This is a genomic window from Tepidibacter aestuarii (assembly GCF_934924865.1).
Taxonomy (GTDB): domain Bacteria; phylum Bacillota; class Clostridia; order Peptostreptococcales; family Peptostreptococcaceae; genus Tepidibacter_A; species Tepidibacter_A aestuarii.
On the sequence record NZ_OW235315.1, the window covers coordinates 3,259,791 to 3,282,849 of the forward strand.

Here is a 23,059-nt window from a genome sequence, read left to right on the forward strand (position 1 = left end):
ATAAAAAAAAGAGACCCTAAGGTCTCTTTTTAATAATCATCTATTACTTAGATGCTGGAGTTAATATTACATACTTAACGAATGCTGTTCCAGCTTCATCTTCTATTACTGTTACTGTGTAATCAGTGAAGTCTATATCTGATACTGACATAACTTCTACATCTGTTCCATCTACTTCAAATACCTTAGCATCTGAGATTAATCTGTAAGTTGTTTCACCTGATACTATTTCTTTCTTAGATACTTTAACTGTTCCATCAGCTAATGTTGTTCCATCTATTACTGCTATTGCTGATTCATTAACTACTTTTCCAGTCTCATCATCTATATCAAGCTCTACTATCTTTCCTACTAATGCTTTAGCATCGTCCATATCAAGTCCAGTTGCTGAATCATTATCTATATCTTCTATAGTTAACTTCTCGTTAGTATCTGTGTAGAATACTTTCTCTTCTCCACCTACATAAGCTTTGATTCTTAATTCGTCTTTTCCTGAAACTTTCTTAACTTCTGTTACTAATGCTTTTTCTGTAGTAACATCTTCTGCATCATTGTCTGCATCTTGAACTACCATGTATTTTACTACTCCATCTTCAGCGTATACTGTAGCAGCTATCGCTTCATCAAAGTCTACATCTCCCCAAGCGCTTATCTTAATGTCTTCTGCATCATCAGTGTATTTTTCTGTGTTGAATACTAAAGCTGAATCATCTAATTTGAATCCACCAGCATAGTTATCATCAACATCTACATTAGCAACATCTTTTGAATCTAATACTACTATTTCCTCTAAGTTTCCATCTACATCTATCTTAAGCTCTACTAATCCTGATATAGCATCTAAGTCTTCATCTCCAGCTATAAGATCTTCATCAAACTCAGCATCGTAGCTTACTTCTTTACCATCTTTGTTGATTACATCTACTCCGTAGTAAGTTTCTCCTCTGTTTGAGTAAGATTTAATCTTTCCATCTAATAATCCTACTACTGTTCCTGTTTCTTCTGCATCTTCATCAACATCTACAAGTACAACTTCACCTTGTCTGTTTACATAGATAGTAGTTTCTTTATCTTCCATATCTGAAACTTTATCTTCTAAATCTGTAGTTGATTTTTCTGAATCAGAATCTAAATAGAATGCTCCTTCGTAGTTGTACTCTACTCCATCTATTGTAAATTGATCAGTTAATACATCTTCAACCTTACCAGTTATAGTCTTAGTGTATACTTCTGCGAAGTCTTTAGAATCGTTGTAGAATACTACATCTCCTTCTTTAATATCAGAAGCTGATATTTCTACTCCGTCCTTCATTACAGTGTAATCATCTAAGTTTAGCTCTTCTTCATGTCCAGATATAACATCTCCATCAACGTCTTCTACTAAGATATATCCATCAAATGAAGCTATTGTATCAAGAGCTACTACCTTTCCATCTTCTATTATAACTTTTGCATATTCAAACTCTTCTCCATCAGTAAGTCCTGATAAATCCATACGAGTATCATCTGCTACATTGTAAGTCTTATCCATTCCAACTAATTTAACTTCTACATCGTCACCATCTACATTTATTTCAACAGCGTCAACATATACATCATCTTGAGCTTCATATGAAACTAATATATCATCATCATTGAAGTATGCTTTAACATTAACATCTTTTAATCCTTCAAAGTTGAATCCTTCCATTACTTCTAACTCTTTAGATCCTATAGATACCTTGTTATCATCTTTTTGAGAATCAGTGAAAGTTAATACATCTTCAGTGTACTCTACATCTAATTTATCAACTAATAAAGTTTCTTTATCTGTACCATCAGTTCCAGACTTTACAAATTTAGCTTCATCTCCGTATCCTACTTGAACCATCATAGGTACTTCTAATGAGTTATCTACTAATTGAGCTACTATTCCTCTTTCACTTGCAAGTCCTATAACTCCGTTTACATCATCAGTTATATCTTCTTGTCCAGCTACTACTAAGTATCCATTTGGGTATCCACCTTTAGCTTTTGCTGCTGGCTCATATCCTAATGCTCTTACTAACATAGTTACTGCTTCTTCATACTTAACTGGTGCTTCTGGATCGAATACTCCGTCTCCTCTACCATTTACAACCTTAAGTCCTGATGCTATATTGATGTATCCTGATGCCCAGTGATTAGAAGCTACATCGTTAAAGCTTGTAGTTCCCATTGAAGCTTTCGCTGAACTCTCAAGTCCTAACGCTCTTACTACAACTGTTGCAAATTCTGCTCTTGTTATAGTTCTATCTGGTCTGAATGTTCCATCTTCATATCCTTTTAATATATCAAGTGCTGCTAATCTTTCTACAGCTGTTTCATAATCTGTACCCTTAACATCTTCTGGTACTGCTGCAAAAGCCGCTCCCATTGATCCGAATGCTAAAGCTCCTGCTAATGCTACAGAAAGTACTTTTTTATTGTTCTTCATATCTCTTTTTCCTCCTCAAATTTTGATAATTTTTCAATTTGATTTTAATTACCACCTTTTCATGTCGAACTTTGTCGTTCGCTACAAGATTCATTATACACTCATAAATTATCAAATACAATTACAGGAGTATTACAGTAATTTTAATAAAACATTACACAGTATAGGTGCTAATATAACAAAAAAGAGACCCAAAGGTCTCTTTTTAACAATTATTTATTACTTAACTGATGGAGTTAATATTACATACTTAACGAATGCTGTTCCAGCTTCATCTTCTATTACTGTTACTTTGTAACCCATAAAGTCTATATCTGATACTGACATAACTTCTATATCTGTTCCATCTACTTCAAATACCTTAGCATCTGAAACTAATCTATACGTTATGCCACCTGAATTTATTTCTTTTTTAGATATTTTGACAGTTCCATCTGATAATGTTATTCCAGTTATTACTGATATAGGTGATTCATTAACTACTTTTCCAGTCTCATCATCTATATCAAGCTGTACTACTTTTCCTACCAATCCTTTAGCATCGTCCATATCAAGTCCAGCTGCTGAGTCTTTATCTATATCTTCTATAGTTAACTTTTCGTTAGTATCTGTGTAGAATACCTTCTCTACTCCACCTACATAAGCCTTGAGCCTTAATTCATTTTTTCCTGATACTTTCTTAACTTCTGTTACTAATGCTTTTTCTGTAGTAATATCTTCAGTATGCTTATCTGCATCCTGAACTAACATGTATTTTACCACTCCATCTGGGGCGTATACTACAGCACTTATAGCCTCATCAAAGTCTACGCTGCCCCAAGTGCTTATCTTAATATTATCTACGTTATCAGTGTATTTTTCTATGTTGAATACTAGAGCTGAATCATCTAATTTATATCCTCCAGCATATCTATCGTCAACATTTACATTACTAACTTCTTTTGGATTTAATACTACTATTTCTTCTAATTCTCCATATGCATCTATCTTAAGCTCTACTAACCCTGATATTTCTTCTCCCTCATCATAAGATCCATTTGAATCTTTATCGAAGTATACTTTTTTAGTTGTAGGATCTACCAAATCTAATCCATATACAACATCAGAACCCACTTCCACATCATAACTTACTTCTTTTCCATCTTTGTTCACTATATCTACTGCATAGTATTCTTTTCCTCTGTTCTCGTACGATATGACGGCTCCATCTTTTAAAAATCCAACCACTGTACTCATTTCTTCTAAATCAACATCTACGAGTATAACATCACCTTGTCTATTTATATGAATAGTAGTATCCTTACCTTCCATATCAAGAACCTTATTAACTAAATCTACTCTTGACTTTTCTGAATTAGAATCTAAATAGTATGCTCCTTCATAGTTGTACTCTACTCCATCTATTGTAAATTGGTCTTCTAATATATCTTCAACCTTGCCAGTTATAGTCTTAGTGTAGACATCTGCAAAACTTTCAGCATAATTAAAGAATACTATATCCATTTCTTTAATGTTAGAAGCTGATATTTCTACTCCATCCTTCATTACAGTATAATCATCTAACTTTAACTCTTCATCATGACCATATATAACATCTCCATAAACGCCTTCTACTAAAATATATCCATCAAACGCATTTATAGTATAAAGAGCTACCACCTTTCCGTCTTCTATTATAACTTTTGCGTACTCAAATTCTTGTCCATCAGTAAGTCCTGATAAATCCATACGAGTATCATATGCAATATCATAAGTCTTATCCATTCCTACTAATTTAACCTCTATGCCGCTGCCATCTGAATTTATTTCAATCGCATCTACATATACATCATCTTTTACTTCATAAAATACTAATTCGCTGTCATCATTGAAGTACGCCTTAACTTTAACGCCTTTTAATCCCTCGAAATTGAATCCTTCTCTTACCTCTAATTCTTTAGATGCTACAGATACTTTATTATTATCCTTTTGAGAGTCAGCGAAACTCAATATACCTTCATTATACTCAATATCTAATTTATCAGTTAATAAAGTTTCTACATCAGTACCATAAGTTCCTGACTTTACAAATCTAGCTTGATCTCCGTATCCTATTTGAATCATCATAGGCACTTCTAATGAATTATCTACTAATAAAGATACCGTTCCTCTTTTATTTGCAATCCCTATTGTCCCATTAACACCATCAGTTATATCTTCTTGTTCAGCTACTATTAAGTATCCATTAGGATATCCTCCTTTAGCTTGTGCTGCTGGCTCATACCCTAATGTTCTTACCAACATAGTTACCGCTTCTTCATACTTAACTGGTGCTTCTGGATCGAATATTCCGTTTCCTCTACCATTTATAACTTTAAGTGCTGATGCTATATTGATGTATCCTGATGCCCAATGATTAGAATTAACATCATTAAAATTAGTATTTCCTATCGAAGCTTTGGCTGAACTCTCAAGTCCTAATGCTCTTACTACAACTGCTGCAAGTTCTGCTCTTGTTATAGTTCTATCTGGTCTAAATGTTCCATCTTCATATCCTTTTAATATATCAAGCGCTGATAATCTCTGTACTACTATTTCGTAATCTATTCTATCAGCATATTTTTCTGATGCTGCAAAAGTTGATCCCATTGATCCGAATACTAAAGATAACACTAATATTAACGTAAATATTTTTTTATTATTTTTCATATGTCTTTTCCTCCTTTCAATTTTAATAATCTTCTAATTACCGCATTTTTATATCATATCTTACCGTTCATTCACTTTATGATTGATTATATATACCTTAATTATCAAATACAATTACAGTAATATTACAGTAGTTTTAATAAAATATTACAAAACAAAATGGCAGATAAGTTTACTTATCTGCCACAATTTCAAATCTATTAAATTCAAACTAAATACTCTCTATTTTTTCCATTATAATTTCAATTAAATTATTTAACTTATCATTTGAATCTTTTTCTGAATTTGAATTAACAGAAAAATAGAACTTGATCTTAGGCTCAGTTCCAGAAGGTCTTATTGTAAACCAAAAATTATCGTCTAATATATACTTTAGTACATTAGACTTCGGTAAATTGTCTATTCCATCTTGATAATCTTTTATTTCAGATATATTAAAGTTACCTATACTGTCCATACTATTCTCTCTAAAGAACTTTATTATATTCTGTATTTTATCATTTCCAGACTTTCCTTTTAAAGTTATAGACTTTAATCCTTCTTTATAATATCCGTATTCCTTGTATATCTCTTCTAATTCATCACATAAGCTCAAGCCTTTAGAATAATAATATGCTGCCATTTCACATATAAGCATAGATGCTACAACTGCATCCTTATCTCTTGCATGAGTTCCAACTAAGTATCCATAGCTTTCCTCATATCCTAACACGAAGTTTTTATCTTTATTTTGTTCAAACTCCTTTATCTTCTCTCCAATAAACTTAAATCCAGTTAATGTCTTTAAAGTCTCTACACCATAAGATTTAGCAATCTTTTCTCCAAGGTCAGATGTAACTATAGTATTTATAATTATACTGTCATCAAGCAGCTTATTATCTTTACTTAAATTATCTAAAATGTACTTAGTAAGTAATGCTCCAACTTCATTTCCACTAAGACATACATATTCACCATTATGTTTAACAGCTATTCCCACTCTATCGCAGTCAGGATCTGTTCCTATAACTAGATTCGCATTTTCTTTTTTAGCAAGCTCTAACCCAAGTTTTAAAGCTTCTTTCTCCTCTGGATTTGGATACTCAACTGTACTAAAATTTGGGTCTGGCATTTCCTGCTCTTTAACAACCATCACATTCTTAAACCCGATCTCTTTTAATACTCTTCTCACAGGTATATTCCCTGTTCCATGAAGAGGTGTAAATACTATCTTAAAATCATCAGAAACTTTATCTATAACATCTGATCTCAAAGATTGTTTCTTAACAGCTTCTATAAACTCTGTATCTACTTCATCTGATAACTCTATTATAAGCTTTTGATCTATAGCTTCATCATAATCTATACTAGGTATAGTACTGTAGTCATTTATCTTTTCAACCTCCCCTATTATCTCTTTTGCGACATCAGGAAGTATCTGAGCACCATCTTCCCAATATACCTTGTATCCATTATATTCTGGTGGATTATGACTTGCAGTTATAACAATACCAGATATAGCATCTAAATGTCTAAGAGCAAAAGAAAGTTCAGGTGTAGTTCTTAAATCATCAAATATGTAAGCCTTTATACCACAAGCTGCCAAAGTTTTAGCAGCTTCTATACAAAACTCTCTAGACTTATGTCTATTATCATGTGCTATTACAACACCTCTATTCTTTGAATTATTCCCTTCATTGATTATCTTATTGCTAAGTGCAAAAGTAGCACGTCTTACAGTGTATTTGTTCATCCTATTAGTTCCAGCACCTATTATACCTCTAAGACCTGCTGTTCCAAAGTCTAGGTTCTTATAAAATCTATCCTCTATCTCTTCTTTATTATCTTTTATACTCAAAAGCTCATCTTTAACATCTTCAAAATAAGGATTGTTAATCCATTCTTTATATATTTCTAAGTAATCCATAATAACCTCCCTTTATTTCCTTATACATTAGTTATATCCAAAATAATAATTATGTAATCCAATAAATTATTTTACTATTTTTATCCGTTTTTTATGCTTATATTTATTAATAAAAAAATTTTCTTTTTAAAATTTTAAATGAATATAATTTCCTATTCATTATAAAATAAACTTTGTAATATTTTAAGACCTTTTCTATAATTTCACAATTTTTGTTTCGTTTACTTTAAATTTTCAAACGCTCATTACCATTATTAATTTAATAAGTTTATTTTATAAATCCATATCCATTATATGGATAATGTTGTATAATTAGTTTTTGAAAGGCGTTTTTACAAAATATGGAATAAAGGAGAGGTAAACATGGGACTTTTAAAGAGAATTAGTAAACGTGCTATGGCTATCATATTAACCACATCTATGATAGTCGGATCTATGGGAGTTTCTTTTGCTGCTAATTTTTCAGATATCAATAACCACTGGGCAGCAAATCAAATCAAATCATTAGTAAACAAAGGTATTGTAAGCGGTTATAGTGATGGTACATTTAAACCAGATAACTATATTACAAGAGCAGAGTTTATATCATTAATAAACAAAGCTTTTAATTTTAAGTTGGTTTACAATATTGATTACAAAGATGTATCATCACAAGATTGGTTTTATGAAGATTTAAGAAAGGCAAAAGCAAAAGGATATATATCCGGATATGAAGACAATACTATGAGACCTAATAATAAAATCACAAGACAAGAAGTAGCTGTAATTATGGCTAAAGTACTTAATAAACAAAATAGTAATAAGGCATATGTATGTAATAACTTTAAAGATTCATATAAAATTGCAGATTGGAGTAAAAAATCTATAGGTGCATTAGTAGATTCTAAAAATATGAGTGGATATCCAGATGGAACATTTGGTCCAGAAAAATATATAACTAGAGCAGAAGCTGTCACTGTAATATATAAAAAATTCAAAGGATCAGGATATGTACCTTCAATTAGTAAACACAGCTCTAAAAGCGATGAAAAATCAAAAGACAAAGATGACGATGTAGTAATAGATGATAAAGGAGATAAACTAAAAAATAAAACAATAGATGGAGATCTTACTATATCATCAGACGTAGGAGATGGAGAAGTATATTTTGAAGATGTTACAGTAAAAGGAACTACCTATGTATATGGTGGTGGAGAAAATAGTATATATCTTGAAGATTGTGATTTAGGAAAAGTAGTTGTTGATAAAAAAGGTGATGATGTAAGATTAGTTGCACAAGGACGTACATCTATAGATACAGTTACATTAAAATCAGGAGCAATACTCGAAGAAGATACATCAGGAAGCGATAAATTAACTAAATCAGGATTTGATCATGTAGTTATTGAAGATGATCATAGAGTTAAATTCAGAGGTGACTTTGATGATGTACAGGTAAATGTAGATGATGCTGATATTTATCTAGATGAAGGAGAAATTAAAAAATTAGAGTTAACAAAATATGCACAAGATGCAAGAATATATATAGATAGAGGTTGCGAAATAGATAAAATAGATAAAAACTCAAAAGCTAGTTACACTACTAGAAAGCCTTCGTCATCAAGCAGTAGTTCACATTCAGATAATACAGCACCAACAGTAAGTGGATTATCTAGTACAAATGTTAATGCTACAAGCGTAGATGTGAAGTTAAAATCAAATGAATCTGGAACAGCATATTATGTAGTATTACTAAAAGGCTCTGCTGCACCAAGTAAAACACAAGTAAGATATGGAAAAGATAGTAACAATAATACTATGGTAACATTAAAAGGAAGTAAATCTATATCATCAGGAACAGAAGCTACTTTTAATATAACAGGATTAACAGCAAATACTGAATATACAGTATATGTTGTAGCTAGTGATAATTCAGGTAATATATCACAGGTACATCCAGTTAATATTAATGGTGTTTACGAACTTGATTTGAATGGAGCAGGAATCGATGTAGCAGCAGGAAATATTACAGGAACAACTACCGAAATGGAGTACAGCTTAGATTCTACTGATGGAACTAATGGAACTTGGACATCAGCTTCAGATACAAATACAGTAGTAACATTTTCTGAAGGAAAAGTATATGTAAGACAATCAAATAAAACAACTAATTTCAAATTAGTAGCAACAATAGTAGCACAAGCAGATGCTCCATCTGTAACAGTAGATGATGCAGAAAGTGCAGCAGCAAAATTACAAAGTGCAACAACAGCAATGGAATACAAATTAGATGCTGATGAATGGACAGCAGTAACATCAGAATTAGCAGATGGAACAGCAACACTTGACTTAAGTGGAGCACACACATTATTAGTAAGAACAGCAGCAACAGCAGATGCATTAGCATCAGTACCAACAGCTGACTTGGATGATACTGATGAAGTAGATTCAATTAGTTTAGATGGAGCAGGAATCGATGTAGCAGCAGGAAACATTACAGGAACAACTACCGAAATGGAATACAGCTTAGATTCTACTGATGGAACTAATGGAACTTGGACAGCAGCTTCAGATACAAATACAGTAGTAATATTTGCTGAAGGAAAAGTATATGTAAGACAATCAAATAAAACAACTAATTTCAAATTAGTAGCAACAATAGTAGCACAAGCAGATGCTCCATCTGTAACAGTAGATGATGCAGAAAGTGCAGCAGCAAAATTACAAAGTGCAACAACAGCAATGGAATACAAATTAGATGCTGATGAATGGACAGCAGTAACATCAGAATTAGCAGATGGAACAGCAACACTTGACTTAAGTGGAGCACACACATTATTAGTAAGAACAGCAGCAACAGCAGATGCATTAGCATCAGTACCAACAGCTGACTTGGATGATACTGATGAAGTAGATTCAATTAGTTTAGATGGAGCAGGAATCGATGTAGCAGCAGGAAACATTACAGGAACAACTACCGAAATGGAATACAGCTTAGATTCTACTGATGGAACTAATGGAACTTGGACAGCAGCTTCAGATACAAATACAGTAGTAATATTTGCTGAAGGAAAAGTATATGTAAGACAATCAAATAAAACAACTAATTTCAAATTAGTAGCAACAATAGTAGCACAAGCAGATGCTCCATCTGTAACAGTAGATGATGCAGAAAGTGCAGCAGCAAAATTACAAAGTGCAACAACAGCAATGGAATACAAATTAGATGCTAATGAATGGACAGCAGTAACAGCAGAATTAGCAGATGGAACAGCAACACTTGACTTAAGTGGAGCACACACATTATTAGTAAGAACAGCAGCAACAGCAGATGTATTAGCATCAGTACCAACGGCTGACTTGGATGATGCTGATGCATAGAACTCTGAAACAATACAAATTTTGAACATATGTTATTAACTAGAACTAGCCTAAGAGAGAAAAATCTTTCCTAGGTTTTTTCTTTTTACTTTATTTTCGCTAACTTCTTAAAGAAGTCAGCGAAAATAAATAGCGTAAAAACACAGGGAAACCAACGCATAGAGAGAACTAAGTCAATGAAAAATAAAAACTGAATGCTGACTAATAAGAATTAGTTAAACTAAGTCAACAAAATTGAAAGGATATGCAACTAAGTGAAAATAGATTTAACCAGCAGGAGGAGGATTCCTAAAGTTCATGAAGTAGAACCAATAAAAAATCCTAAGCACATGCAAAAGATAAAATCGTATCTCAACTTGTCAAATATTTTGTTTCGGATTTGATAGCTTACTTCAAATTTCACTTCTCAGTAGCACCATTATCTTAAGCTAATGGTTATCACTACCAAGCTCTATATGATACTTTCACCTACTAGTCTGCACACATCCTTTACTCAAATATAAAAAACTGCACTCAATTGAGTGCAGTTTTTTTATATATTAAGATATAACAAATCTCTTTTGCTCAAATACCTCTTTATTTATACTTACATAAACCTTATCAGCTTTTCTAAGGCTCTTAACTTCTTTATCAGCTTTTACATTTATAGATCCTTCATCCACTAAGTAAGCTAATACATCCTTTATATCAGCAAGTTTAACCTTAGTTGTATCATATATGTACTCAAGTGATGTAAGTAAGTTACCATTGTTGTTGATAAGTAAAGTTAATATATTATTAAAAGCATTTTGATGCTTGATTTCAAATCTTATGTTTTGTAATATAGTTTTTTCTTCTTCATCTAAATTAAGAACTTCTTCTGGGTTTGGAATTGGGAAATTATATTGATATATTAATTCATCATTCTCATTTTTTACTGCTTTAACAAGATTGTATTTAACTAGTATGTCTAAATCCTCAACTCTATTAGTAGGATATTTGATTCCTAACTTATTAATTACTCTCTCTTTTTCTTCTTTTAACTTTCCAGTTTCACTTTCTATAGCAAAAAGTGTAGTTAATAATTTGTTAGTTCCTTCTTCGCCCTCTAAGCCTTTCATCTTTAAATGAGCCATCATTAAATAAGTTTTATAAGTTGTCTCTGGCAAATATCTAAACCAAAATTTAGACTCTATTTCCTTCGTTAAATTCACTACTTTTTTAGACCTCATGTTGTAACTCCTTCCATCTCTTCTAATCTATTATAAAATGTTTTGTTAATACTACTTGATTCATTGCAAACAATCTGAACTCGTATTTTCCTTTTGACCACTTATCTTTTTTCTTCTCAAAAGTAACTTTAACTCTTCCAGATTTATTTATCTTCATCTGTATATTATCTATTACTTCTTTTTCATCTATATTAATAAGTTGAGCATTCATCAATGCCTCTTCATCTTCACCTATTTCAAAATCAAAATGAACATCTATCTTATCTTGAAGTTCACTATAAGAATCAACTATAACAAATGGTAATACACTATTTTCTCCTAGCCCTAATATAAGCTCATGGAATCCATTTCTCCATCCATTAGATGGTCTAGGTAATTTTATCTTTACAGTTTCATCTTTAACAGCAGCATCAAAAGACATCTTAGTTCTTTTATCTCTATTATACACTAAAGAACAAGATAACTTATCTTCCTTGTATCCAGGAACATTAAATTCAAAGTTAAGATCAGATAACTTATTAGAGAAAAATCTTATATCATTAAACATATTCTTATCATCTATATATTCAGGCTCTGTAACTAAGAAATCTATACGCATAGCTTCTTGACCAGATACAATAACCTTAACTTGATGCCATCCTATATTCCAATCTCTATTTTCATATTTATCAAAATCAACTTTTACTACTCCATTGATTATAACATTCTTTCCATAGTCCTCAAGTTTTTCTTCAAAACCATTATCCATATAACATAGTATAACATCTGCTGCTATATCTTGTGTAGCATTTATATCAACATTAAAGCTTAATTTTGGCTGATTAGCAGGTATTCTAGGTAAATGCTTTCTATTTATCTTATATCTATCCTCTAACTCGCCTATTTTAACACTTTTTTCTTCTTCTCTTATCTCTTCTTCTTTATCCATTTGAGTCTTAAGACCAGTAAGTACGAATAAAGATTTAACAGTAAGTTTTTTAACTTCACTTAGCATTTCATCAAACATCTTAAATGCTTCTTGGTTAAATATTCTGACAGGGCTTTGTCCACCTATATATTGGAAGTTAATACCTTGTCTTATCTGTTCAACTATATCTAAATGGTCTACCCACTTCTCATCAATAGACTTCATAAGAGTAAGTCTTTCTATGTATCTAAGTTGAGTACTTCCCATTATCTCTTCTTTAGCTTCATAAGTCTTATAAGCTTCTTCTATAATATCATTTATTATCTCTTCTTTATTTAGATCTTCTATTTCTTGTTCAGTTAAATCATCAAAGTTGATCTTATTATCAAAATATAATTGATCATTTAAGTAATCTTGTATCCCTTTAAGATCCCATTCTTCAGGATATGGACTCATAGATGTATGAGACTCTACTAAATCAGTAATTACATCCTTTAATATATCCTTAACAAAATCACTCATATCTTCGCCATTTAAAATCTTGTTTCTTTCATTATATATAGTCTCTCTTTGCTTATTAAGTATTTGGTCAAACTCAAGAGTAGACTTTCTTATATTATATGTCATATTCTCAACAGTAGTTTGAACCCCTGCTATTGCTTGAGAAACTAGCTTATCTTGTATAGCTTCATCTTCTTTAAGACCAAGCTTCTCTACAAGCTTTCTTATGTTATCCATAACTTCTGGCTTAACTTTATCAAATAAGCTATCTTCAAGGGATATATAGAATTGTGATTCTCCCATATCTCCTTGACGGCCAGAACGACCTCTTAACTGGTTGTCTATTCTTCTTGAATCATGTCTTTCAGTTCCAAGAACAAATAATCCACCAATATCAGCTACGCCTTCACCTAACTTAATATCAGTACCACGACCAGCCATGTTAGTAGCTATAGTTATAGCTCTCATTTGACCAGCATTACCTATAATTTCTGCCTCGCCTTCATCTTGCTTAGCATTAAGAATATTATGCTTAATGTTTTTCTTCTTAAGGAGCTTACTAAGTTCCTCTGATTCATCTATATATGTAGTACCTATAAGTATAGGTTGACCTGTTGCATGTCTTTTCTCTATTTCTTTAAATATAGCATTTAACTTTGCATTCTTAGTAACGAATACTAAATCATTGTTATCAACTCTTTTGATAGGTTTATTAGTAGGAATACACATTACATCTATTCCATAAGTAGACTTTAACTCTTTTCTATCTGTGTAAGCAGTTCCAGTCATACCAGAAATCTTCTTAAACATCTTAAAATAGTTCTGATAAGTTATCATACCCATAGTTCTGTTCTCTTTAGATATCTCTACATTCTCTTTCGCTTCTATAGCTTGATGAAGACCATTAGAAAGAGTTCTTCCAGGCATTAATCTTCCTGTAAATCTATCTACAAGAACAATCTCTCCATCTTTAATAACATAATCCTTATCTTTAGTAAACATATGAGTAGCATAAAGACTCTGTCTTATATGATGTATAAGCTCTGTATTGTTAGTATCAGCAAAGTTCTTAAGACTAAAAATCTTCTCAGCCTTATCAACTCCTGATTCTGATAAGTTGATAGTTCTTCTTTCATTATCCTTCTCATAATCCTCTTTCTTAAGAGATTTTACGAATCTATCAACAGTTATATAGTATTCAGAAGGTCTATAAGATTCACCACTTATAATAAGTGGTGTTCTAGCCTCATCTATAAGTATAGAATCCACCTCATCTATTATAGCAAAATTTCTTCTAGTTTGAACTACTTGTTCTTTAACAGTAGCCATATTATCTCTTAAATAATCAAATCCAAATTCACTATTAGTTCCATATATAACATCACATTTATATGCTTCTTTTCTGTCTTTTGGCATCATACCTCTTTTGATAAGTCCAACAGAAAGTCCTAAAAACTCATGAATTTGACCCATCTCTTCTCTATCTCTTGAAGCAAGATAGTCATTGACAGTTATAACGAATACACCTTCTCCAGTAAGTGCATTAAGATAAGCTGGCAAAGTTGCTACTAAAGTCTTACCTTCACCCGTCTTCATCTCAGATACACAACCTTCATGAAGAACAATTCCTCCCATTATCTGAACAGGATAATGCTTCATTTTAAGCACTCTAAAAGAAGCTTCTCTAACAACAGCAAAAGCTTCATCTAATATACTATCAAGAGTACTTCCACTTTGTATTCTATTTTTAAACTCTATAGTCTTAAGTCTTAACTCATCATCAGATAAGTCTTTATATTTATCTTCTAAACTTATTATCTTATTAGCTCTTTTTTCTAATTGTTTTATTTTTTTGTCGTGAGAATTAAGAATCCCCCCAAAAAGATCTGCCATATAATTTCCTCCCATGTAAAGCTTTATGGTATTATTTCACAAGTACCATTTTATCATTATTTTGGGAAAATGGGAAGTTGATTGGTAATAATGTAAAATAAATGTAATAAAAAAGACCCCTTGGACTTGGGATTTCTCCCAAGTCCTACGGAGTCTTTGTTTATTTGAGAACTAAATTCTCAATGATTTACTTTAATTATTTTGCTGATACTGTTACAGCATCTGTTCCTGTTGGAACTGTTACTACGAATACTTTAGTATCAGTAGCTGCATTCTTTGTAAATGTTACTTCGATTTCAAATGTAAATAATGTGCTAGCATCTCTTGTTATAACAACTGGATCTGCATCAGTTGCATCTCCTGGAGTTGTTACATCATCATTTCCATTAAAGTTAGCAGGTGCTGCGAATGAATATGATACTCCATTTGCAGTAGTTGGTACTGCTATACTAGGTGCTGCTTGATCAGCATTTGTTACTACAAGTGTTGTTAAAGCTGCTTTTGCATCTGCTACATCTGTTTCATCTGCTGATGCTGCTTCTAAATCTGCTAATGCTGTTTCTGCATCAGTTAATTTAGTTATATCTCCTACAGCTGTTTTTTGTGCTGCTGTTAATGGAGCAAAAGCTGCTCTTGCTGCTTCAATTTGTGCTTTGTGAGCTACTGTTACATCAGCTGAAGCTGGTAATGCTGCTATTAATGCTTTTACATCTTCTACTACTGTAAGACTTGCTAATTCAGCTTCAAGTGTAGCTAATCTAGTATTATTATCTGTTGCATCTGCATCAACTAAAGCTTTTTGAGCAGTTGTTAATGCATCATAAGCTGCTCTTGCTGCTTCTATATCAGCTTTATCTGCTACCGCTACAGCACCTGCTGCTGGTAAATCATGAATTAAAGCTATTACTTTATTTGCTATTTCAGCATCTGTAGAAACTCTTACGAATGTCTTAACTACTCCGTTTTCTACTACTATATCTTTAACTGTATCATTTACAGATAATGCACTATCTATTGATGATTTACCTACTGCAATAACTTTTCCAGTTTCATCTTTAAGAATTGTAGTCGCACCAATTTCATAAGTGTCTTCACCTACAATCATGTTACCATCAGCATTAATGTAAGTAACCTTACCGTCTTCTGATGGAGTTGGAGTAGAATCATTATCATCAGCATTTAATCCTAACCAAGCCGTTCTATCTGCACTACTATCTCCTGCTTCATCTAAGAACTTATCAGCTTCATCATCTAAGCTCTTCATATCTGTATCATATAACTTAACTACTTCAACGATTCCTCTATCAGCAACTACAGTCACATAATCATTTTCATCTAAGTCACTGTATGACATAACATCATCTGTCTCATAGTAAAGAGCATCTGAAGCTAATCTTAAAGTAACTTTTGAGCTTGAGCTACTAGCATCAGTTTGAACTACTAAAGTCTTTCCTGAAAGATCCATTACTTTTCCTGTGTACTTAACAACATCAGAGCTTGTAGCTGGCTTAATCTTTCCATTAGAAGTCTCTACGAATTTTACAACTGTATCTTCAGCTATATTAGCATTGCTACCTGTTGTATCAAATGCAGAATCTAATTCATATCTCTTAGTTTCAGTTGCTCCAGGAAGCATTATTTCAGCATACTCATCTCCATCTTTAGTGTTGATCTTTAATACATATCCCATTAATGTATCATCTTCAACTAAGTCAAAATCTTTAACGAAGAATAAAGCTTCAATTTCTCCATCATCATTCTTAGCATAAACTACCTCTGTATTAGATGCAACAGTCTTATCTTCTAAGTCTGCCCACTTAACTATTTCAGCATCATCTGCATCTCCGATTTTTCCTGACTCATATGCTGCAGTATAGTCAAATACTACTACATCGTCAGATACTATATGAGTTCCATCTGCTAAAACGATACTACTTTCAGTTATCTCTTTACCAGTTCCTGCTTTTCCTGTTGGTATAACACCAGTGTCATCTACTGATTTTATTTTTTCTATTGTATCTATTTTTCCATCTTTGTCTACTGTATATTTAATCATGTCATTCTTACCATGATCAGCTACATCATCTGCATCTGTATATGCTGTAAAGTCATCAGTATCTACATCTAATTCATACTCTACTTCTTTACCTTCTGGGTTAAGAACTTTTACAGTTACATCTGAATATCTCTTATCTGTTCCTGTGATTATCCCATATAAATCATCTGAAGAAGATTTAACATCAGTTGTTATATGTCTTATATCTCCTACTAAGTCTAATAATGCTAATACTTTAGCATCTTCACCAGTTATATCATTTAACTCGCTGCTTGAGCTTCCATATAAGTCAACATCTTTGTTTTCATTTACAGATACAGTTGCATTTTTAGCTACATCATAATCTTTATTAGCTATTTCAAATTCTGAAGAATTCCAAGATTCTCCTGCACCTTCAACAGCATTTCTTACAACTACTAATTGAAGAACTTCATCTTTATCAGCAGCTAATTCTAAGTCGTCTCCATCTAAATCTTTATCATTTACATATACAACATCATTTGCTTTGATGTCTTCTAACTTCATTACATTTCCAGCAGCGTCCATAACTACAACTTTATCATAGTCTTTAGCTTTTATTTCTCTAGTGTCTTCATCTGCATCAAAGTAAGTTAATTTGTCTTCATCAGCTTTAACTGCTACAATAGCATCTTTTTCCCACTCTTGAGCATCTACTATAGCTATGTTTCCTTTTTCATTAGCAACAGCTTTAACGAATAAGTTTCCTTTTTTAGCTTGCTCTGTAAATTCTTTTTGATTTACTTCTTTATTGTCTATATAGTACACTACATCTTCATCAACATTAACTTCTTTGTCAGCATTGATTATAGTGAACTCATCTTCGTCTACTGTTTCGTCTTCATCTATTACATCATAGTAAGTTTTGAAGTCTTTATCAGCATCTTCTACGAATACTACTTCTTTATCTGTAGTGTCATAGTATACATTTAATCCTTCTCCAAGTAAATTGTCTATAGATACTTTTTCTAAATCTACATCTATAGTTTTTTCTCTATCTTTATTATCATCATCTTTGTAAGCTATCTTTATTTGATCTTTGTCTATTGATCCGTCTACTCTTGGTATAGCTATAACTTGAGCATCTTCATACTTCTCAACATCTAATTTATCTTCGATTAAAGTTTTATTTTCGTCAACTATCCAGTTATCTTCATCTCCGTAAGTTGCTTGCTTTATTATATTAGCATCTAAAGTATTGCTTAATAGTAATGCAGCAGCTCCTCTGTTTACAGAAGTTCCTTCAACTTCAACTCCGTCAGTTACATCTACTTCAGCAGCTTTTGCCATGTAGTTTCCTGGCCAAGATCCTGCTAAGAACTCATCTTTGTATCCTAAAGATCTAACAAGCATAGTTAATGCTTCAGCATAAGATACTTTTGCAGATGGCTTGAAAGTTCCATCTGGGTATCCAGATAATATTCCTTGTCCTTGAGCTACATTAATGTATCCCCAAGCCCATTGGCAAGATGCATCAACATCGTTGAAAGCTGGCTTGTGAGTGCTGTTTTTAGCAGCTGATCCAAGTCCTAAAGCTTCAACTAACATTTTAGAGAATTGAGCTCTTGTTAATTCCATTTCTGCATGGTACTTTCCATCTTCCATACCATTAACTATATCGAAAGCATTTAATTTCTCAATAGCTTTTACTACGTCTTGATTATCTATACCTTCAGTTAACTTAGCGTCCATTGCAAATGCAGATCCCATAGATCCGAATGCTAAAGCACCAGCTAAAGCTACTGAAAGAACTTTTTTAGTATTCTTCATCCTATAATTCCTCCCTTAATTTATGTAAATACCCATTTATTTTATAAAATGGTTTTACTTTATTATTCATGAAAATTATACCACTGTAAATTTTTCCAGTCAATAATGAAAGCTGCTTTGTAATGTTTTTGTAATAATTGGCAACTTTTTTGTAATATTATAGATATTTGTCTGTATTTTACATGGATAAATTTTCTTATGATCCTACAAAAGTAATTATATGTTAATTCATGAAAAAAATCCATTACAAATATATTACAAAATAGAATTGTTTTGTAATATATTTGTTATATTTTTCTTATATAGGTTGCAATTAGTAGTTTTCAGGATAATTATTCCTTGGAAAATTTATCATATTTTATTCGCTTATTTTTTAAACTCATTATTCAATATTCTTTCTTTTATGTATAAATATAACTTAAATTCTAATAACCATGGCATAAGGTTAATTTTTACAGTCTAGTTTTTATAACTTAAATAATTCATTAAAAAATTACGTGTATGTCTGTAGAACTTTTTTAAAACGCGATTTCAGATATTAACCACCAAACTAAAAAATTGAGGTAATTAAAATGTTAGATACTTTTTGGTTAACATTTTTCCATACAACTTAAATTATGCCGTTAAGATATACGTTAATAAACTTCTTTGTCTGACCGTAGGGAGTTTAAGAAGTTTTAGGATATCTTATAAGGTATAATCTTTAGTTGTATAAAATTCGCTTACACTCATGTCGCCAACGAATTCTAATGAATTCCGTTGCTCAAAAATGTTGACTAAGTAGCGGTATTTTAATTGCCTCCATTTTTCACTTAAGTACTTATCTAAATTTATGAATAAAAAAAGAGCTATATAGTAGAAAGTACTTTCTACTATATAGCTCTTAAATATATCTACTTTGCAGCAGCCTTTATAAATTCTCTAAATAACGGATGTGGTCTTGTTGGTCTTGATTTGAATTCTGGATGGAATTGTCCAGCAACAAACCAAGGGTGATCTTTATGCTCTACTATTTCAACTAATCTCTCATCTGGAGATATTCCTGATATTATAAGTCCTGCTTTAGTTAATAATTCTCTGTACTCATTGTTGAACTCATATCTATGTCTATGTCTTTCATACACTAAATCTTCTCCATAAGCTTCATGAGCTTTAGTTCCTTTGTATATCTTACATGGGTAAACTCCAAGTCTCATTGTTCCACCCATATCCTCGATATCCTCTTGATCTTCCATTAAAGCTATAACTGGATATTTAGTTTCTGGGTTAAGCTCTGATGAATGAGCTCCATCTAAACCTGCAACATGTCTTGCAAAGTCTACTACTGACAGTTGCATTCCAAGACATATTCCAAAGAAAGGAACCTTGTTCTCTCTAGCATATTTAGCAGCAGCTATCTTTCCTTCTACTCCTCTATCTCCGAATCCTCCTGGAACTAATATTCCGTCAGTATTCTTAAATAACTCAGCTGCATTATCAACAGTTACATCTTCAGCATTTACCCAGTCTATATCAATCTTAGCATCATTGTGTATTCCTGCATGCTTTAAAGATTCAGCTACTGATATATATGCATCTTGAAGTTCTACATACTTACCTACTAAAGCTATTTTAACAGTCTTTTTAAGCTGCTTTTCTTTCTCAACTATTTCAATCCAATTAGTAAGGTCATGATCTTTAGCATCAAGCTTAAGCTTGTCTACTACTAGTTGATCCAGTCCTTCTTCTTTAAGCATTAAAGGAATGCTGTATAAAGTCTCGGCATCTAAGTTTTGAATAACGTGATCTGGCTTTACGTTACAGAATAATCCTATCTTCTCCTTCATATCTTGTGATATAGGTTTTTCTGATCTACATACTAATAGATCTGGTTGAATACCTATACTTCTAAGTTCTTTAACTGAGTGTTGTGTAGGCTTAGTCTTTAACTCTCCTGATTTAGCAAGATAAGGAATTAGTGTTACATGGATATACATAACATTTTCTTCACCTGCATCGTACTTAACTTGTCTTATAGCTTCAAGGAATGGAAGTGACTCTATATCTCCTACTGTTCCTCCGATTTCAGTTATAACTACATCTACATTTGATTCTTTTCCTACTTTATATGCTCTATCTTTTATTGCATTAGTTATATGAGGTATAACTTGAACTGTAGCTCCAAGATAATCTCCTCTTCTTTCCTTGTTAAGAACTGACCAGTATATCTTTCCTGTTGTAACACTTGAGTGCTTACCTAAGTTAATATCTACGAATCTCTCATAGTGTCCAAGGTCAAGATCTGTCTCTGCTCCATCTTCAGTTACGAATACCTCTCCATGTTGGTAAGGTGACATAGTTCCTGGGTCTATGTTGATGTACGGGTCAAACTTTTGAATTGTTACATTAAGTCCTCTAGATTTTAAAAGTCTTCCAAGTGAAGCTGCTGTTATTCCTTTACCTAATGAAGATACAACCCCACCAGTTACGAATATATACTTAGTTGCCATTGTGTTCCTCCTTGTATTTATATTTATTTAAATTTTAATTTTTTCCTTAAAAAAAGGGTAGGTCGCCCTAGGAAAGGGCGACCTACCATGTATTAGAAACCACCCTTTTAGGGTCAGGCTTTTAAATTTTCTTTTTTTTAAACAACTACTCTATTGTATCATCACTTTTTTAATATTTCAATAGATTTTTTTAATTGTTTGTCCATTTTGTCAGAAAGCATATATTTTACAAATTCTTCATTGATTTTACTTAGTGTTGTTAAATCTGCTGCTCCATATGGATAAATACCAGTATCTTGTTGAAACTTCTCTACAGCCTTAAATGTAGAGTCTTGATATACTCCCTTAGGATCAGTTATATCATATCCCATGGCCTCAAGCCTTTCCTGAACAGCTAATACCTCAAGACCAGCATCTCCTTTAGATAACTTTGTATTTTTATCAAGCTCCATAAGCTTATCGGCATCTATATCATATCTATCACAGTCTATATCAGGAGTAACTCCAGTACCATCTATACTTCTGTCAGACGGAAGATAGTACTTTGCTATTGTAAGCTTAATCCCTTCTCCATTCTTTAAAGGAAGAATAGTTTGAACAGTTCCCTTCCCATATGTAGTCTTCCCTATTAAAGTTCCAGACTTAGTGTCCTGTATAGCACCAGATAATAGCTCAGATGCTGATGCTGAATTTTCATCTACTAAAACAGCTAATTTATCAAACGCAACCTCACCTTTTGAATAATGGTTGATTACCTTGTCTTTTGCATCACGTACTATAACAACCTTACCTTTAGGTACGAAGTGTTTAGATACTTCAACTACAGCAGATAAACTTCCACCTGGGTTTCCCCTTAAATCAAGTACAGCTTTATTGATCCCTTGCTTCTTAAGTTCATCAACAGCAGCTTGTACTTCATCTTCTACATCAGTTGTAAACTGAGATATCTTAATATACCCAACATCTCCTTCTATTACTCTATACTTAACAGATTTTATTTTTATCTCATCTCTTTTTATATCAACTTTAAATTCCTTGCCATTTCTAGATATAGTAAGGTTAACATTAGTTCCCTTATCTCCCTTTATTTTATTGATAACCTCTTTAAGATCCTTAATTTCTCCAAGTCTTTCATCTTCTATACCAACTATAGTATCACCAGGCATAATACCAGCCTTTTGAGCAGGAGAATCTTCTATTGGCTCTACAATATTAAGTTTACCATCTTTAACATTTATTAAAGCACCTATTCCATACATTTTTCCATTAACAGACTCAGTAAAGCTCTCATTAGTCTCCTTGTCCATATAAATACTATGCTTATCTAACTTTTCAAACATACCTTTAATAGCTGAATCATACAGTTCATCTTCTGTAACCTCGCCTGCATAATTGTTCATTATGTACTTCTTAACAGCATTGAAGAACTCCTCATTCTTAACAAAATCATCAGCAAATGCAATGTTTGTAATCAAAATCATTACAGTTACCAAACTACATAAAAATCTACCCGTCTTCTTCACATTCTCACCCTCTTCTATTTTTACAAAACATTTAACTAATATCGATTAACTAAGTAGTGGCATTTTAATAACTATAATTTACGCTTAAACACAAATTAAAAATGGTACTTATTTAAATGTTAACTACTTTTTTGTTAATATTTTTCTATAAAACTTAGATTACACCGTTTAAATATACGTTAAAAAACTCCTGTGTCTGACCGCAGGGAGTTCCAGAAGTTTTAGGATATTTAATAAGGTGAAATCTTTAGTTTTATTAAAATATTGACCAAGTAGCGTTAT

The 23,059-nt window shown here is 32.1% G+C and carries 9 protein-coding genes; 1 reads left to right on the forward strand and 8 read right to left on the reverse strand.

The annotated features are described in order from the left end of the window. Positions 1-43: 43 nt before the first annotated feature. The 3 genes from M2214_RS15815 to M2214_RS15825 all read right to left on the reverse strand — a co-directional run bounded on the left by M2214_RS15815 (position 44) and on the right by M2214_RS15825 (position 7,049). Positions 44-2,455 carry an S-layer homology domain-containing protein gene (locus tag M2214_RS15815; protein WP_248480941.1) on the reverse strand — a complete coding sequence of 804 codons (2,412 nt, stop codon included), beginning with the start codon at positions 2,453-2,455 and terminating at the stop codon, positions 44-46. Between the two features lie 219 nt (positions 2,456-2,674). Next, entirely contained in the window at positions 2,675-5,143 is a 2,469-nt protein-coding gene (locus tag M2214_RS15820) for an S-layer homology domain-containing protein (RefSeq protein ID WP_248480949.1), read from the reverse strand. A 211-nt stretch (positions 5,144-5,354) separates the two neighbouring features. Then, entirely contained in the window at positions 5,355-7,049 is a 1,695-nt protein-coding gene (locus M2214_RS15825; protein ID WP_248480951.1) for a phospho-sugar mutase, read from the reverse strand. 363 nt (positions 7,050-7,412) lie between these two features. Between M2214_RS15825 and M2214_RS15830 the strand changes: the two genes are divergently transcribed. After that, positions 7,413-10,409 (forward strand): S-layer homology domain-containing protein, encoded by a 2,997-nt coding sequence (locus M2214_RS15830; RefSeq protein WP_248480953.1) that lies wholly within the window; start codon positions 7,413-7,415, stop codon positions 10,407-10,409. Positions 10,410-10,948: 539 nt separating this feature from the next. On the opposite strand, the gene M2214_RS15835 is transcribed toward M2214_RS15830, so the two are convergent. The 5 genes from M2214_RS15835 to M2214_RS15855 form a co-directional block, all read right to left on the reverse strand. Then, complete coding sequence (locus M2214_RS15835; RefSeq protein WP_248480955.1) at positions 10,949-11,620, reverse strand: DUF6042 family protein; 672 nt, start codon at positions 11,618-11,620, stop codon at positions 10,949-10,951. Positions 11,621-11,642: 22 nt separating this feature from the next. Continuing rightward, positions 11,643-14,921, reverse strand: coding sequence for a preprotein translocase subunit SecA (secA, locus tag M2214_RS15840; protein ID WP_248480957.1), 3,279 nt, complete (start codon positions 14,919-14,921; stop codon positions 11,643-11,645). A 196-nt stretch (positions 14,922-15,117) separates the two neighbouring features. Continuing rightward, positions 15,118-18,765, reverse strand: coding sequence for an S-layer homology domain-containing protein (locus M2214_RS15845; protein WP_248480959.1), 3,648 nt, complete (start codon positions 18,763-18,765; stop codon positions 15,118-15,120). Between the two features lie 893 nt (positions 18,766-19,658). Then, complete coding sequence (locus M2214_RS15850) at positions 19,659-21,254, reverse strand: CTP synthase (protein WP_248480961.1); 1,596 nt, start codon at positions 21,252-21,254, stop codon at positions 19,659-19,661. Between the two features lie 161 nt (positions 21,255-21,415). Continuing rightward, positions 21,416-22,777: a S41 family peptidase gene (locus M2214_RS15855; protein WP_248480963.1), complete on the reverse strand. Its 1,362-nt coding sequence runs from the start codon at positions 22,775-22,777 to the stop codon at positions 21,416-21,418. Positions 22,778-23,059 lie beyond the last annotated feature (282 nt).